Origin of the sequence: Nocardia sp. MDA0666, from assembly GCF_003023875.1 — a bacterium.
Lineage (GTDB): Bacteria > Actinomycetota > Actinomycetes > Mycobacteriales > Mycobacteriaceae > Nocardia > Nocardia aobensis.
Genome location: NZ_PYHT01000004.1, coordinates 50,467 through 65,652, shown reverse-complemented (window position 1 = coordinate 65,652; position 15,186 = coordinate 50,467). Strand labels below are relative to the sequence as shown.

Below are 15,186 nucleotides of genomic sequence, written 5' to 3'. Positions count from 1 at the left end.
CTCACCACATGGCCGAGTACCCGAAACTGCATTCGCTCCCCGGCGGACGTGCGGACGAGTCTGCGCCCTCGACCCGGGCGGATGGCCCGGCCGTCCCGGCGACGCCGGCCGAGCCCGGCACCCGACCCCAGCGAGACGTGCTGCGTTCGGTGCCGTCGCGCCCCGATCGGCCTCGCGAATCCCGCGCCGCCCGGGAACCGCTGTGGCGTGAGGTACTCGGAGAACGGTTGCGCGAACTGCGCCGGGACCACGGCGAGACGCTGACCGAAACGGCGGGCCGGGCCGGGATTTCACCGCAGTACCTGTCCGAGATCGAACGCGGGCGCAAGGAACCGTCGAGCGAGATGATCGCCGCCCTCGCCGGAGCGCTCGGCACCACCTTGGGCGAACTGACCGCGGAGATCGCCGCCGACCTGCTGCGCGTCACCCGCCTCGCCCCGGTGCGCCCGCTGGCAGCCCGTCCACCGTTCGGTCCCACCATGCTCGCCCGCGCCGCCTGAGCGCGCACCGCGCCTGACGGAGATCGCCTGCGACGCCACGATCTGTTGCTCGGCTGTGGATTGCTCTCCTGCGCTGTCGGATCCGCTCAGCTGCGGGCGCCGAGGATGGTGTCGGCCAATCCGTATTCCACCGCTGCCTGCGCGGTGAACACCCGGTCGCGATCGGTGTCGTGCCGTAGGGTGGCGACTTCCTGACCGGTGTGGCGGGACAGGATCGTCTCGATTTCGGCGCGCATCCGGACGAGTTCGTCGGCCTGGATGATGAGATCGGGAATCGCGCCCTGTCCGCGCGTCGCCGGCTGATGCAGGACGGCGCGCGCATGCGGCAGCACCGCCCGCCGGCCCGCCGCGCCGCCGGCCAGCAGCACCGCACCGACCGCGATGGCCTGGCCGACACAGGTGGTCGCCACCGGCGACGAGATGTGCTGCATGGTGTCGTAGATCGCGAGCATCGCCGACAGATCGCCGCCCTCGCAGTTGATGTAGAGGTTGATCTCCTGGCCCGCGCTCTCCGCGTCCAGATGCAGCATCTGCGCGATCAGCGCATTCGCCACCCCCGAATCGATCGGGGTGCCGAGGTAGACGATCCGCTCGGTGAGCAGGTGCGAGTAGACGTCCATGATCCGCTCGCCGCGCGGGTGCTGCGCGATGACGTTGGGAATGGTGTAGCTGGTCATGATGTGGCCCCTATGCTTTCCCGGCCGAGATTCCGATGCGCTGGCGTTGCGGGATGACCTGGTCGAAGGAGTCGACGATGTGGTCGATGAAGCCGTACTCCCGGGCCTCGGTCGCGGTGAACCAGCGGTCGTGCAGCGAGTCCTCGTAGATCCGGTCGAACGGCTGCCCGGTGTCCTCGGCGATGAGTCCGAGCACGGTGTTCACCGTGTGGCGCAGATCGTCGGCCTGCACCTCCACCTCGCCCGCGCTGCCGCCGATGCCCGCCGACCCCTGATGCATGAGGATGCGGGCGTGCGGCAAGGCGTAGCGTTTGCCCCGGGTGCCTGCAGACAGCAGGAATTGCCCGGCGCTGCAAGCCAATCCGAGTGCCAGCGTGGAGACCTCGCAGGGCACCAGCCGCATCACGTCGCGGATCGCCAGCATCGAGGGCACCGATCCGCCGGGGGAGTGGATCCACAGCGAAATGCCGGCGTCGGGGTCTTCGGCCGCGAGGGTGAGCAACTGAGTCGTGAGCAGCGTGCCGTTGTCGTCGTCGAGGCCGCCGTCGAGGACGAGGATGCGGCGGCTGAGCAATTGCTCTCGCGACCGCCAACTGAACAATGGAATCTTGTTGTCGTCGTGAGCCATACGCCCACCGTGCCCCAGCGGACACGGCACGAGCCCGTCATGCTGCTGTCAGCAGATCTGCCCACAGCAGCGAACTGCTTGACCTCAACTGCTCTCGAGGTCCAACGATGATCATCATGAACACGACGGACCAGAATCCGATAATCGAGGACGACAGTGTCGACCATGCCGAGGACCGGCTGGCGATCGAGGCACTCATCGCGAATGTCGAGACCGCGTTCAATACCAACGACGCCGAAATGATGGTGCGGGATGTGGCCCGGAATGCGGTGCTGGGCAACGCGGCCGGCATGCTTCTGCACGGCCGCGACGCGACGCTCGCCGCGAGCCGGGACGGATTGGCGGGATTTCTGAAAGACCAGTACGTGCGCTACGAGCTTCTCGGCATAACGTTCCTGCGGGCGGATGTCGCCATCATGCACAAGGCCGCACGGGCGGTGACCGCCGATGGCGCGCCCATCGATGTCGACCCGGCGATGGTCGCGCTGTATGTACTGACCAAGGAGGACGGCCGTTGGTGGATCGCGGCGCGGCACAACACACCGGTGCCTCGGCAGTGAACCGCGTCGCTTCGCGGTCCGGCGTTGCGGCGCCCACCGATCGGTAGGCGCCGCAAGCACACTCAAGCGATGTCGGCGGCGCGGGCACGCAGCGAGCGTTCGATTCCCGCCTTACCCTCGATCACCAAGCGGCGCAGGGCCGGCGGGTGTTCATCGGCGAGGAACTTGTCGGCCACCGCCACGGCCTCCTCGCTGATGGCCCAGTGCGGGTAGAGGCCGACGACGACGGTCTGTGCGACCTCGCTGGAGCGGCGCTCCCACACCGAGGCGATCTCGTCGAAGTAGCGCTGCACATACGGTGTGAGCAGTTCACCCTGCCCGACCGGCGCGAAGCCGCCGACGATCGCGCGGGCGGTGATGTTCGGGACGGAGTCGTCGTCCATCACCGTGCGCCAGGCCTTTTCCTTGACCTCGGCCTGTGGGCGGGCGGTGGCGGCCGCGGCCGCCTGGCGCCGGCCGGCTGCGGTGGGATCGCGCTCGAGTTCGGCGTCGATGACCGGGGTCTCGGTGCTCTCGGCGTCGAGCTGACCGGCCGCCGCCAGCGCGCCCACGATCCGCCAGCGCAGATCGGTGTCCACCGCGAGGCCGGGCAACGCGGCCGCGGCGGGGTCGGAATCCAGCAGCAGGGTGCCCAGCACCTCACTGTGCCACGGCGACAGGCGCGCGCCGGTGAGGGCGTTGACGAAGGCCAGCTGATGGTCCGAACCCGGTTCGGCCGCCCGGGCCAGTTCGAGGAGACGATCGGCGAAGGCCGGCCATCCGGTCTGATCGGCCCACTCGGGGTCGGCGTAGCTCGCCAGGGCGGTCTGCGCCTGCATCAGAAGCCGTTGTACGACACCGATTTCGGTTTCGGCGCCGATTCCGCGCTGCACCAGCGCCACGAAATCCCGGGCCCGCATCTCCGCCTGCCGGGTCATCTCCCATGCCGCCGACCAGCACAGCGTGCGAGGCAGGGATTCGGCGATATCGGCGATCCGTGCGATCACGGTGTCCAGCGACTGCGGATCCAGGCGCAGCGAGCAGTAGGTCAGGTCGTCGTCGTTCACCAGCACGAGCCGGCCCCGCTCGACACCCACGAGCTCGGCGACCTCGGTGCGCTCGGCGGCGTCGAGATCGAGCTCGACGCGCTTGGTGCGCACCAGTTTTCCGTCCCGGTCGTCGTAGACGCCGATGGCCAGGCGATGGACGCGGTACTCGCCGGCGCCGGGTTCGGCGCCGCCCTGCACGACCGCGAACCGGGTGAACTTCCCGTCGGCATCGACCTCGAAGTCAGGGCGCAGCGTATTGAGGCCGGTGGTCTTGAGCCACTGCGCACCCCAGCCGGAAAGGTCACGCCCGGATGACTTTTCGAGCGCACCGACCAGATCGTCGAAGGTGGCGTTGCCGAAGGCGTGTGCGGCGAAGTAGTCCCGCAGCCCGGCCAGGAACGGCTCCAGCCCGACGTAGGCCACCAACTGCTTGAGCACCGAAGCGCCCTTGGCGTAGGTGATGCCGTCGAAGTTGACCTCCACGGCCGCGAGATCGGGGATGTCGGCGGCGATGGGATGGGTGGAGGGCAGCTGATCCTGCCGGTAAGCCCACGACTTCTCCACATTGGCGAAAGTCGTCCAGGCGCCGGTGTATTCGGTGGCCTCGGCCTGGCACAGGACCGAGGCGAAGGTGGCGAAGGATTCGTTCAGCCACAGATCGTCCCACCACTTCATGGTGACGAGATCGCCGAACCACATGTGCGCCATCTCGTGCAGGACGGTCTCGGCGCGACGCTCGTAGGAGGCCCGGGTGACCTTGGACCGGAAGACATAATCCTCGAGGAACGTCACCGCGCCGGCGTTCTCCATGGCGCCGGCGTTGAACTCGGGAACGAACAGCTGGTCGTACTTCCCGAAGACGTACGGGACGCCGAAGTTGCGGTGGTAGAACGCGAAGCCCTGTTTGGTTTCGGTGAAAAGCCTGTCCGCGTCCATGAATTCGGCGAGCGAGGCGCGGCAGTAGATACCGAGCGGAATCGTGGACTGATCGTCGGTGTACACATCGATCCACTTGGCGTACGGTCCGGCGATCAGCGCGACCAGATAGGTGCTCATCCGCGGCGTCGTGGCGAAGGTGTGCTCGACCACCTCGCCGACCGTGCGGGTGGCGGTCGCGGCGCCGTTGGAGATCACCTCCCAGTCGGCGGGCGCGGTGACCGTCATGTCGTAGGTCGCCTTGAGGTCGGGCTGGTCGAAGCAGGCGAACATCCGCTTGGCGTCGGCGGTTTCGAACTGCGAGTACAGATAGACCTTGTCGTCGGTCGGATCGACGAAGCGGTGCAAACCCTCGCCCGTGTGCGAGTACACGCAGTCGGCCTCGACCACCAGGACGTTGTTCTCGGCCAGCTCGGTCAGGGTGAGACCCTCGGACTCGTCGTAGCCCGAAATGTCGAGTTCGGTGCCGTTGAGAACGGCCGAACGCACACCGGCGGCGACGATATCGATGAAGGTCTGCGCGCCCGGAGTGGCGGTGAACGTGACGGTGGAGCGCGAGAAGAACGTCTCGCCGGCGGTGGCCGCGGGACCGGTCGGCTGCCCGGTGAGGTCGAGTTCGACGCGATAGTTCTCCACACTGATCGTCGCGGCCCGCGCGATGGCTTGTTCGCGGGTGAGGTTCGGTGCAGACAAGGAGACTCCTTCGCTCGGACCGGTCGTGTGGACCACGCTGCGGATGCAGTCGCTGACGGTGCCCAGAATGCCACGTTCGCGCCCGCACGGCTGGGCCGACCGTGCATCCGCACCCCGTGCGAGACGAAACGCCGCGCGCCGCGCCACCGAGCGTTCGGTGCCGCCGGGGCGCTCGGTAGGCTGGGCGTTCGTGTGCGGCGGACAGCGAAGCGAGGAGGGCCGGTGAAGCACATCCACGCCGGTAAGGTGCGCGATCTCTACGAGGACGGGGAATCGCTGATTCTGGTCGCCTCCGATCGGGTCTCGGTCTACGACGTGGTGCTGCCGACGCCGATCCCGGACAAGGGGGCGCTGCTCACCCAGCTGTCGAACTGGTGGTTCGACTACTTCTCCGATGTGCCCAACCACGTGCTCTCGACCACCGACGTGCCGGACGAATTCGCCGGGCGCGCGGTGCGCGTGCGACCGCTGAAGATGGTGCAGGTGGAGTGCATCGCCCGCGGCTACCTGGTCGGCTCCGGCCTGCAGGAGTACCGGCGGACCGGCGCGGTCTCGGGGGTGACGCTGCCCGCCGGGCTACGGGAGGGAGACAAACTTCCCGAGCCGATCTTCACCCCGACCACCAAGGCGTCCGCGGGACACGACGAGCCGATCACGTTCGACGATGTGGTGAATCAAGAAGGTCGCGGCGTCGCCGAGAAGTTGCGCGACCTGACCCTGCAGATCTACACCCGCGGCGCCGAGCACGCCGCGGGGCGCGGTGTGATCATCGCCGATACGAAGGTCGAATTCGGCTGGGACGGTGATGTTCTCACCCTCGGTGACGAGGTCCTGACCTCCGACTCGTCGCGGTTCTGGCCGGCCGACGAATGGGAGCCGGGCCGGGCGCAGCGCTCGTTCGACAAGCAGTTCGTCCGCGACTGGGCGACCTCCACCGGCTGGGACAAGGAGCCGCCCGGCCCCGAGATCCCCGCCGATGTCGTGGCCGTCACCCGCGAGAAGTACATGGATGCCTACCAGCGCATCACGGGCAACGCCTGGGCGTGAGCGCGGTCGGTTACGGTCGAAGCAATTGCGCCGCAGAAGGTTTCGCTGACAGCGGCCCCGGCTCGCCCGGCTACGAGGCGCGCAGCTTCGCCGCGCGCAGCATGAGGTAGTCGCGCTCGGGCGTACTCGTGGTCAGGTGTGCTGCCGCCGTATAGGACTCGATCGCCGCCGCACGGTCGCCCGCCATCTCGTGCAGGTGTCCCCGCACCGCGTCGAGTCGATGGTTGCCACGCAGGCGATCCGCCAGCGCGTTCGCCGATTCCAGCCCGGCGGCGGGCCCGTGCACCATGGCCACCGCCACCGCGCGATTCAGACTCACCATCGGATTGTCCGACTGCCGCTCGAAGATGTTGTACAGCAGGAGAATTCGCTCCCAGTCCGTCTCCGCGGCGCTCGGCGCCCGGGTATGCAGTGCGGCGATGGCGGCCTGGACGCGGTAGGGGCCGTCGAGTCCGGCCTCGACCGCCGCCGTCGCCAGCCGCATTCCCTCCCGGGCGCGGTCGCGGTCCCAGCGGGTGCGGTCCTGTTCGGCCAGCGGAATCAATTCGCCACTGGGCCCCAGGCGTGCCGCGCGGCGGGCGTCGGTGAGCAGCATCAGCGCGAGCAGGCCCGTGACCTCCGGATCGTCCGGAAGCAGCCGGTGAACCTTGCGGGTCAGGCGAATCGCCTCCGCCGCCAGATCGGTGCGGTACAAGCGGGAGCCGCCGGTCGCGGTGTGCCCCTCGGTGAACATCACGTAGAGCACGTGCAGTACCGGCCCGAGCCGCCGGCTCCAGTACTCCGGGGCGACCGCGGACTCGGCGAACGGGCGCGGCAGCGCGGCGAGCCGCTTCTTCGCCCGTGAAATACGTTGCGCCATGGTTGTTTCCGGCAGCAGGAAGGCTCGGGCGATCTCCTCGGTGGTGAGACCGCCCACCGCGCGCAGCGTCACCGCGATCGCACTCGCGGGCGACAACGCGGGATGGCAGCACAGCAGCAGCAACGTCAACGTGTCGTCGGCGGCCGGATCGGTATCGGCGGGCGGCACGTCCTGCAGGGCAGCTGTCGTCTCGCGGGAGCGGCGTGCGATCTCCGAACGCACCGAGTCGATCAGTCGCCGCTGCGCGACCTGGAGCAGCCAGGCCCGCGGATTGTCCGGATAACCCTTGTCCGGCCATTGGGTGACCGCGGCGAGCATCGCCTCCTGCACCGCGTCCTCGGCCGCGTCGAAATCGCCGTAGCGGCGCACCAGAATTCCCAGCACGACCGGCGCGACCTCTCGCAGGAGCAGCGCGACCTCCTGCGCGGAGTCGTCGCGCCGCTCGTCGCGCTCAGACGACTGTCCGACCGGGACGGCCGGCACCTGTGATCCGGGCATGGCGCGGCGGATCAGGCCTCGGTCGCCGGCGCTTCCATCACCGCGCGCACCTCGATGTATTCACCGATCGGGGCGCCGCCCGGGCCCGGCGCGGCCGATGCCTGCGCAGCGATCTCCAGCGCCCGGTCGGCGCTGTCCACATCGACGATCCAGTAGCCCGCCAGGAATTCCTTGGTTTCCGGGAACGGGCCGTCGGTGACCACCGGCGCGGACCGCCCGTCGGCGCTGACGATGCGGGCCTGATCCGGGAAGGCCAGACCCTGGGCGTCGACCAGCTCACCCGATTCGCGCAGTGCCGCGCCGAGCGCGCGCTGGAATTCGATATGGGCCGCGATGTCCTCCGGCGGCCACTCGCCGATCGGAGTTTCGCAGTGCGCGGCAGGGCGGTAGGTCTTGAGCAGCATGTATTTCACGATGATCTCCTCGGATCGCCGGCGCGCCATCGCGGCGCGCTCACGATCGGGTCGGTGCCGGCCGTGGCTTCTCGACCTACCTTGACTGTGATCGTGATCACAAATCTGTGGACGTGTCGGCGAGCGCGTCCGGATTCACCGGTTCGCCGCCGAGGATCAGCTCCTTGATCCGCTCGGTGACGTCCCAGACGTTGACGTTCATCCCCGCCAGCACTCGATTGCCCTGATCCAGCCAGAACGCGACGAATTCGCGGCTCGCGGTGTCGCCGCGAACCACCACGGAGGTCGTCGCATCCGGTGCGACGAAACCGGTGTACTCCATGCCGAGGTCGTACTGGTCGGTGAAGAAGTACGGCAGCCGGTCGTAGGTGGCGGGCCGATCGAGCATCGTCAGCGCCGCCACGGCCGGCTGGTTGAGCGCGGTGGCCCAGTGTTCGACCCGCACTCGCTGCCCGAGCACCGGATGCTGCTGGTCGGCGATATCGCCGACCGCGACGATATCCGGATCGCTGCCGGCCAGACTCTCGTCCACCAGCACGCCGCCCTCGACCGCGAGCCCCGCGTCGGCGGCCAGTTCGATATTCGGCCGCGCGCCGACCGCGATCAGCACGGCATCGGCGTCCACGACCGTGTCGTCGGAGAGGCGGACTCCGGTGGCCTTCCCGTCGGCGGTGACGATCTCGGCGGCCTTCACGCCGCAGCGCAGATCGACGCCGTGCGCGCGGTGCAATTCGCCGAAGACCGCGCCCATCTCGTCGCCGAGAGCGGCCCGCAGCGGCACCGCGCCGACCTCCAGAACGGTCACCTCGAGACCGGCGGTCCGTGCGGCCGCCGTGACCTCCAGCCCGATCCAGCCCGCGCCGATGACGACCAGCCGCCGCGCCGAGCCGAACAGTGAGATCAGCGCATCGGACTGCCCGATGGTGCGCAACATGTACACGCCCTCGGCATCGGCGCCGGGAATCGGCAGCCGGCGCGGGCGCGATCCGGTGGCCAGGGCGAGTTTGTCGTACGGCCGGGTCGAACCATCCGGCAGCGCAACCGTTTTCGACGTGCGGTCGATGGCCGTGACGGCGGTGCCGAGCAGCAGGTCGACATCGTGATCGCGATACCACTGCTCGGGATGCACGGTGAAATCGGCGAGCGACTTCTTGCCGAGCAGATGCTCCTTCGACAGTGGCGGCCGCTCGTAGGGGAGTTGCGCCTCCTCGGCGATCAACGTGATCGCGCCGTCGAACTCGTTGTCGCGCAACGACTCCGCCAGCTTCGCAGCGGCCAGACCGCCGCCGACGATGACGAACCTGGAATCTGTGGGCATGGGAAACCTCCGGGCAGCGGGCAACCAGGGTCGTATCCGACCCTACTGTGCGATCCCGCGGCGATCGGGAAATATCGCCAACTTCGCGGCGTTGACCAATGTTGAGGACGGGTGGCGTGCGGCCTCCCCACTGTTTCTTCGAAGGGACGAAATGTGAGCGATCAGACGACCACCGCCGGTTCCAGGGACCGCGTCGATTTCTGGTTCGATCCGCTGTGCCCGTGGTGCTGGATCACCTCGCGCTGGATTCTGGAGGTCGAGAAGGTCCGCGATATCGACACGCACTTCCACGTGATGAGCCTGGCCGTGCTCAACGAGGGCCGTGACGACCTTCCCGAGCGCTACGTCGAAATGATGAAATCGGCGTGGGGGCCGGTCCGGGTGGCCATCGCCGCGGCCGAGCAACACGGTGAGAAGGTGCTCTCACCGCTGTACACGGCGATGGGCACCCGCATCCACAATCGCCGGGAGGAGTACGAGCGCGAGAACCAGGCCGACAGCCTGGCCGCGGTCGTCGCCGACGCTCTCGCCGAGGTCGGGCTGCCCGCCGAACTGGCCGAGGCCGCCACGAGCACCGAGTACGACGAGGCACTGCGCAAGAGCCACCACGCCGGAATGGACAAGGTCGGGCCGGATGTCGGCACCCCGACCATCCACATCAACGACACCGCCTTCTTCGGCCCGGTGCTGTCGCGGATTCCGCGCGGCGAGGACGCGGGGAAGGTGTGGGACGGGGCGGTCGCGCTGGCGTCCTATCCGCACTTCTTCGAACTCAAGCGGACCCGCAACGAGGACCCGCAGTTCGACTAGTGGATGAACGGCACGGGGCGCAGCACGCCCCGTGCCGGACGTGCGGCTACCGCGGCGGCAGCCCCGGAATTTCGCCGTATCCGGGGTAGCTGCCCGTCTGAGTGGGCGGTCCGGCCGGCGGCGGGGAGACGGCCGGTGGCGGATACGGCGGAGGCGTCGCCGTCATCGGTGGTGGCGGCGGACCGCTCGGCCGCAGGAACATCCGCCCGTGCCGGCTGCGATCGCGCAGCGCCCACATCCGCCACGTCAGCACCGGATGCGAGGACATGGCGTTGACCACCCAGACGAAGAAGCCCTTGTCCTGCGGCGCGCGGTCGGCCATCTCGTCGAAATCGACCAGCGAGTTCAGATATTTGCCGCCCGCAAGGGTTTTCATCGCTCCGGGGGCGCCGAGGTGCCGGTTGCAGAAGCCGTGATTGTCGGCGGTGTACTCCTGTGCGCGAATCAGCGAATTGCCGATGATCGGCAGGAACGGCACGAGGAACATGCCCAGCTGGCGCCAGTACGACACATGGCCGGCCGCGATGTGACCGACCTCGTGGCCGATGATGAAGGCCAGCGCGTCGGGGTCACGGGCCTGGCCGCCGATCTCGAACAGATCGCTGTAGACGACCACGTAGCGGCGGAACCCGTGCCCCGAGGCGAAGGCGTTGATCTGCCCGTTGCCCAGCACCACGTAGGCATCCGGGACGGTCGCCATGCCGAAGCGCGCGGCCGCCTCGACCACCAACCGGTATCCCTCCGGGAACTGGGTGGGCGACATCTTCACCGCATTGAGCCGCTGCATCGAATAGTTGGTGCCGCGGCCGAACCACAGCAGCAGCGGCGCGAGGATCAGCAGCAGGACGTAGTAGTTCACCGCACCGACGAGCAGGAACAGCAGCGCGATCAGATAACCGGTGACGGTGGCCAGAATCACCACGATCAGCAGCGGGATCTCCCAGCTGTGCCGGGCCGGCATCCCCCAGGGAGACAGTCCGCGCGTCGGCTGGAACGGCGGGACGTGCGGCGGCGAAAACGGTTGCTGCGGACCCCATCCCGGCGGTCCCAGCCGAGGATCCCACCCCGCCATACCGGTCACCGGATTCCACCCCGGTCCGGGCCTCTGCTGTGGTGACTGATCGGCCCACTGATCTTCGGACTGCATGGGCTGAACTCTATAGAGGATCGGGGAACCACCCCATGTGGAGCGAAAGCGCCCACCTGACAGAATCTCAGCCATGCGCGTATACCTGGGTGCCGACCATGCCGGCTTCGAATTGAAGAACCAAGTGAAGGATCATCTGACGCAGGCCGGTCACGACGTGGTCGACTGTGGAGCCCACGAGTACGACGCCGTCGACGACTACCCGGCCTTCTGCATCGACGCCGCCCGCCGCGTCGTCGCCGATCCGGGCAGCCTCGGCATCGTGTTCGGCGGCAGCGGTAACGGTGAGCAGATCGCCGCGAACAAGGTTCCCGGCGCGCGCTGTGCGCTGGCCTGGAGCGTGGAGACCGCGAAACTGGCTCGTGAGCACAACAATGCGCAGCTCATGGGTATCGGCGGCCGGATGCACAGCACCGAGGATGCCTTCGCCATCATCGATGCGTTCCTGGCGACGCCGTGGTCGGACGAGGCGCGGCATCAGCGGCGCATCGACATCATCGCCGAATACGAGAAGTCCGGTCGGCCGCCGGCGGTGCAGAGCTAGCAGGCATCGAGCGGGCCGGGCCACGCGCCCGGCCCGTCCGGCCGCATGCGGGCCGGTGTGAGCGGAACGGAATTCGGTCGATGCCTGAGGGACATACGCTGCATCGCCTGGCGAAGCTGCATCAGCAGCGCTTCGCCGGCGGTGTCGTACGGGTATCCAGCCCGCAGGGGCGCTTCGCCGACGGTGCCGCCCTGGTCGACGGAACCACTCTGACCAAGGCCGAGGCGTGGGGTAAACATCTTCTGCACCACTATGATTCGGGTTTGATCGTCCATGTGCATCTCGGTCTCTACGGCACCTTCACCGAATCGCCCGCGCCGCTGAGCGATCCGGTCGGCCAGGTGCGGATGCGGATGATCGGCGCCGGTAAGTCCGCGGCCACGCTGTACGGGACCGATCTGCGTGGTCCGACCGCGTGCGAGGTCCTGCACGCGCCGGAGGTCGACGCCCTCACCGCCCGGCTCGGGCCTGATCCGCTGCGGCGCGACGCTGATCCCGATCGGGCGGCGCAGCGGATCCGCCGTTCGAACCGGTCCATCGCGGCGCTGCTGATGGACCAGTCGGTGGTGGCGGGTGTGGGCAATGTCTATCGAGCGGAAGTGCTTTTCCGGCACGGCATTTCACCGCAACGTCCCGGCCGCGCCGTCACGGCCGGGGAGTGGGATGCGCTGTGGGCGGATCTCGTCGCATTGATGAAGGTCGGGGTGCGCAAGGGCGCGATCGTGGTGGTGCGCCCCGAACACGACCGCGGCGCGCCGTCGTATGCGGTCGGCAAACCACGCACCTACGTCTATCGCCGTGCCGGTGAGCCCTGCCGGATCTGTGCAACCACCGTCGCGCATGCCGTGCTCGAGGGCCGAAACCTGTTCTGGTGCCCCACCTGTCAGCCGGCCTGAGTCGCCGGTATCGCCGCGGCGCGCCGCCGGAGCAGACGCGTGAGCGCGAGTCCGAGCAACGCGACGGCGACGAGGACGTAGGTGTTGCCCAGTAGGTGCTGCCACCAGTTCCAGGTGAGCTCCCGGTCGCCACCGCCCGGCACCAGCACCTGCCCGATCAGGAACGGTGCGGTGACGGCGGCGATCGCGCCGGCCACCGCCGCGGCGGATCTGCTGGTGGACCACAACGCGGCGGTCACCAGCGCGGGTGCCACCCACACCCAGTGATGAGTCCATGACACCGGCGAAACCAGCAGCAGCACAGCGGCATTCACGAGCAGCGCGGCAACGGAGAGTCTCGTGATCGCGGGGGCGTTCCCGGGTGTGATCGGGGCGGCGGCGGTGCGCTCGGCGCGGAAGAGCAGGTACATCGCGACCGCGCCGGCGGCGGCGACGGCGAGCCCGAGACCCAGCCACACCGCCGCGGCCGCGGATTCGGGCAGACCGAGCCGGTAGACCATGCCTTTGAGGGACTGGTTGCCGGCGTAGTAGGGCGCCCCGATGCGACCGGTGTCGACGATCGCGTGCAGCCAGTACTGCGTGGACGTGCGCGGGAACAGTACGAATCCGGCGAGCACCACCCCCGCGGCGGTCGCCGCCGCCGTTCCCGCCGCTTTCCAGTCCCGGCGGATCAGCAGATAGAGCACGAAGGCCGCCGGGGTCAGTTTGGTGACGGCGGCGATGCCGATCAGCACGCCGCGGGGCCAGCGCGGCTTCTCGGTCAGGCAGTCCAGCGCGACCGCGGCCATCAGAATGATGTTGATCTGTCCGAACCACAGTGTCGTGTGCACCGGCTCGAGCGCCGCCATCGCGATGACGACGGGGGTGATCAGAGTCGCTTTCGACCGCGGGTTCAGATCGGGCCGGACCCGGGAGAGCACCAGCCAGATCGTCACCCACAGACAGGCCAGCGAACTGGCCGTCACCGCGATCTCCGCGAGCCACAGCGGCATCACGGCCAGCGGAGTCATCAGCAGCGCTGCCGACGGGGGATAGGTGAACGGCAGGTCGGTGTGGCCGGCTACCGGTAGCGGCGGCCCGTACAGTGCGCCGTGGTGCAACCAGGCCAGGGTGTCGACCCGATACACCTGTAGATCGAGGAAACCGTGCAACGCCGAGATGAGCAGGGCAGCCGACACCGAGAGCAGAAGTCCGATCAGGATCGGGATGCGGGGGAAATATCTCGTGTCGTCCGAATGCTGTTGGCGCAGCAGCTGACGCCGCTCCGCCCGCACCGTGATCATGAAGCTGAGACCGACCTTTCGATGTTCGCCGTTCGGCGCTCGGGCGCGGCGAACCACGTCGTGTAGAACAGGGAGATCACGGCCGCCAGTGCGGCCAGGACCGCGAGTCCGGACGGCAACGGATGGGCGGCCATGGTCTCTGCGAGGAAACGATAGGACAGCAGCAGCCCCGCGAAAACCCCGGCGCCGAGGGTCACCATGTGAATCCGCTTGCTGTCCCAGCCACGATCGGGTTCGCGCAGTGCCGATTCCACCGTGAGGGACAGGACCGCACCCCCCACCAGATCGCAGCCGTAGTGGTAGCCGAAGCCGAGCGTCGCCAGCAGCGTGCACACCAGCCACACCGCACCGCCCCAGCGCAGCCACCGCGGCCCGGTGCGCGAATGCACGAACAGTGCTGTGGCCCAAGCGGTGTGCATCGACGGCATGCAGTTGCGGGCGGTGCCGGCATCGAAGAGCATCGGCGCCGGCGTGCCGGTGATCGCCGGCACCGTGTGCGGCCAGTCGCCGATCTGCAGGCCGTGGCCCAGCGGGCCGTAGGCGAAGACCGGGCCGACCACGGGAAACAGCACGTAGACGAGCGGCCCGACGATGCCCAGTACCAGGAAGGTACGCAACAGATTGTGCCGTGGCCACGGCCTCGTCGTCACATTGCGCAGCTGCCACACCGCGACCACCACAGCGGCCGCCGGCAATTGGATGTACACCGCGTGCAACACGGTCGACGGGATCGGCCCCGCCGCATCCAGGAGGCTGCCGACGACCCACGCCGGATCTCCCAGTGCGCGATCGGCATATTGCACGTACTGATCCAGTACGCGCGGACCGGCGGAGATGCTCACCAGCAGCCAGGTGTCGGCGAGCTTCGACGCCATGATCAGCAACACACCGAATGCGATGGCGCGCAGGGCGATCCGCCGTCGCCGGCCACGCCACCGAGCGACGGTCAGCACGAGCGCGGTCAAGACCAGCGTCGGGCCGGTTCCGATCGAGAGGTGCCAGTGGCACAGCGCCTGCACGCCGAGGACCAGCAGGTCGAGTACCGCGGCCGACGCGAGGCTGATGACGCGCACGCGCGCGGGCACGCCGACGCACGCGAGGCCCAGGCCCGCCCAGGTGACGAACGCCGACTGCGGATCGGCCGCGTAATCGGCGAGGAGACTACGAAAGGGCCCGAGGGCGCCGTGCGCGGATGCCCACACCTGGGCGATGGTGAGCAGGACCACAGCGCCGACGACTGCGGCAGCGGCTCCTGCTCGGGGCTTTTTCCCACCCCCGGATAACGACGACGAGGGAACTACCCTCGCCTCGTGGTCGATCAACACTGAAGATCGATAACACAACGTAAA

15 protein-coding genes are annotated in these 15,186 nt (G+C 68.4%); 6 read left to right on the top strand and 9 right to left on the bottom strand.

Annotation, left to right across the window (positions count from 1 at the left end; all coding sequences use genetic code 11):
* The first annotated feature begins 8 nt into the window (after nucleotides 1-8).
* Nucleotides 9-500 (top strand): helix-turn-helix domain-containing protein, encoded by a 492-nt coding sequence (locus C8258_RS08395; RefSeq protein ID WP_106954672.1) that lies wholly within the window; start codon nucleotides 9-11, stop codon nucleotides 498-500.
* 86 nt (nucleotides 501-586) lie between these two features.
* Here C8258_RS08395 and C8258_RS08390 read toward each other — a convergent pair whose 3' ends face one another.
* Together C8258_RS08390 and C8258_RS08385 are read right to left on the bottom strand one after the other, a co-directional pair.
* On the bottom strand, nucleotides 587-1,177 hold the full coding sequence (locus C8258_RS08390; RefSeq protein ID WP_106954671.1) for a ClpP family protease: 591 nt from the start codon (nucleotides 1,175-1,177) through the stop codon (nucleotides 587-589).
* 10 nt (nucleotides 1,178-1,187) lie between these two features.
* Nucleotides 1,188-1,805 (bottom strand): ClpP family protease, encoded by a 618-nt coding sequence (locus C8258_RS08385; protein ID WP_106954670.1) that lies wholly within the window; start codon nucleotides 1,803-1,805, stop codon nucleotides 1,188-1,190.
* 116 nt (nucleotides 1,806-1,921) lie between these two features.
* Here C8258_RS08385 and C8258_RS08380 point away from each other — a divergent pair, with 116 nt between their 5' ends.
* Nucleotides 1,922-2,365, top strand: a complete 444-nt coding sequence (locus tag C8258_RS08380) for an SgcJ/EcaC family oxidoreductase (RefSeq protein ID WP_199195630.1) — start codon at nucleotides 1,922-1,924, stop codon at nucleotides 2,363-2,365.
* Nucleotides 2,366-2,427: 62 nt separating this feature from the next.
* Here C8258_RS08380 and pepN read toward each other — a convergent pair whose 3' ends face one another.
* Nucleotides 2,428-5,022 (bottom strand): aminopeptidase N, encoded by a 2,595-nt coding sequence (gene pepN, locus C8258_RS08375; RefSeq protein WP_106954885.1) that lies wholly within the window; start codon nucleotides 5,020-5,022, stop codon nucleotides 2,428-2,430.
* 222 nt (nucleotides 5,023-5,244) lie between these two features.
* Here pepN and C8258_RS08370 point away from each other — a divergent pair, with 222 nt between their 5' ends.
* Nucleotides 5,245-6,069: a phosphoribosylaminoimidazolesuccinocarboxamide synthase gene (locus tag C8258_RS08370; RefSeq protein WP_106954669.1), complete on the top strand. Its 825-nt coding sequence runs from the start codon at nucleotides 5,245-5,247 to the stop codon at nucleotides 6,067-6,069.
* A gap of 70 nt (nucleotides 6,070-6,139) precedes the next feature.
* On the opposite strand, the gene C8258_RS08365 is transcribed toward C8258_RS08370, so the two are convergent.
* From C8258_RS08365 to C8258_RS08355, 3 genes are all read right to left on the bottom strand, one after another.
* Complete coding sequence (locus C8258_RS08365; protein ID WP_106954668.1) at nucleotides 6,140-7,426, bottom strand: RNA polymerase sigma factor; 1,287 nt, start codon at nucleotides 7,424-7,426, stop codon at nucleotides 6,140-6,142.
* An 11-nt stretch (nucleotides 7,427-7,437) separates the two neighbouring features.
* Nucleotides 7,438-7,839 (bottom strand): YciI family protein, encoded by a 402-nt coding sequence (locus C8258_RS08360; protein WP_199195629.1) that lies wholly within the window; start codon nucleotides 7,837-7,839, stop codon nucleotides 7,438-7,440.
* Between the two features lie 97 nt (nucleotides 7,840-7,936).
* Nucleotides 7,937-9,157, bottom strand: coding sequence for an NAD(P)/FAD-dependent oxidoreductase (locus tag C8258_RS08355; protein WP_106954667.1), 1,221 nt, complete (start codon nucleotides 9,155-9,157; stop codon nucleotides 7,937-7,939).
* A gap of 153 nt (nucleotides 9,158-9,310) precedes the next feature.
* Here C8258_RS08355 and C8258_RS08350 point away from each other — a divergent pair, with 153 nt between their 5' ends.
* Entirely contained in the window at nucleotides 9,311-9,967 is a 657-nt protein-coding gene (locus tag C8258_RS08350) for a DsbA family protein (protein WP_106954666.1), read from the top strand.
* 46 nt (nucleotides 9,968-10,013) lie between these two features.
* On the opposite strand, the gene C8258_RS08345 is transcribed toward C8258_RS08350, so the two are convergent.
* A complete protein-coding gene (locus tag C8258_RS08345) occupies nucleotides 10,014-11,114 on the bottom strand; it encodes a M48 family metallopeptidase (RefSeq protein ID WP_369974729.1) in 1,101 nt (366 codons plus the stop codon).
* A 73-nt stretch (nucleotides 11,115-11,187) separates the two neighbouring features.
* Here C8258_RS08345 and C8258_RS08340 point away from each other — a divergent pair, with 73 nt between their 5' ends.
* Both C8258_RS08340 and C8258_RS08335 read left to right on the top strand, forming a co-directional pair.
* A complete protein-coding gene (locus C8258_RS08340; protein ID WP_106954665.1) occupies nucleotides 11,188-11,658 on the top strand; it encodes a ribose-5-phosphate isomerase in 471 nt (156 codons plus the stop codon).
* 80 nt (nucleotides 11,659-11,738) lie between these two features.
* On the top strand, nucleotides 11,739-12,554 hold the full coding sequence (locus C8258_RS08335) for an Fpg/Nei family DNA glycosylase (protein WP_106954664.1): 816 nt from the start codon (nucleotides 11,739-11,741) through the stop codon (nucleotides 12,552-12,554).
* Here the strand turns inward: C8258_RS08335 and C8258_RS08330 are convergent.
* Complete coding sequence (locus C8258_RS08330; RefSeq protein ID WP_233224954.1) at nucleotides 12,542-13,837, bottom strand: glycosyltransferase family 87 protein; 1,296 nt, start codon at nucleotides 13,835-13,837, stop codon at nucleotides 12,542-12,544. The two genes, C8258_RS08335 and C8258_RS08330, sit on opposite strands and share 13 nt — an antisense overlap.
* On the bottom strand, nucleotides 13,834-15,162 hold the full coding sequence (locus C8258_RS08325; RefSeq protein ID WP_255420414.1) for a phosphatase PAP2 family protein: 1,329 nt from the start codon (nucleotides 15,160-15,162) through the stop codon (nucleotides 13,834-13,836). Before C8258_RS08325 ends, C8258_RS08330 begins: the two co-directional genes overlap by 4 nt.
* Nucleotides 15,163-15,186 lie beyond the last annotated feature (24 nt).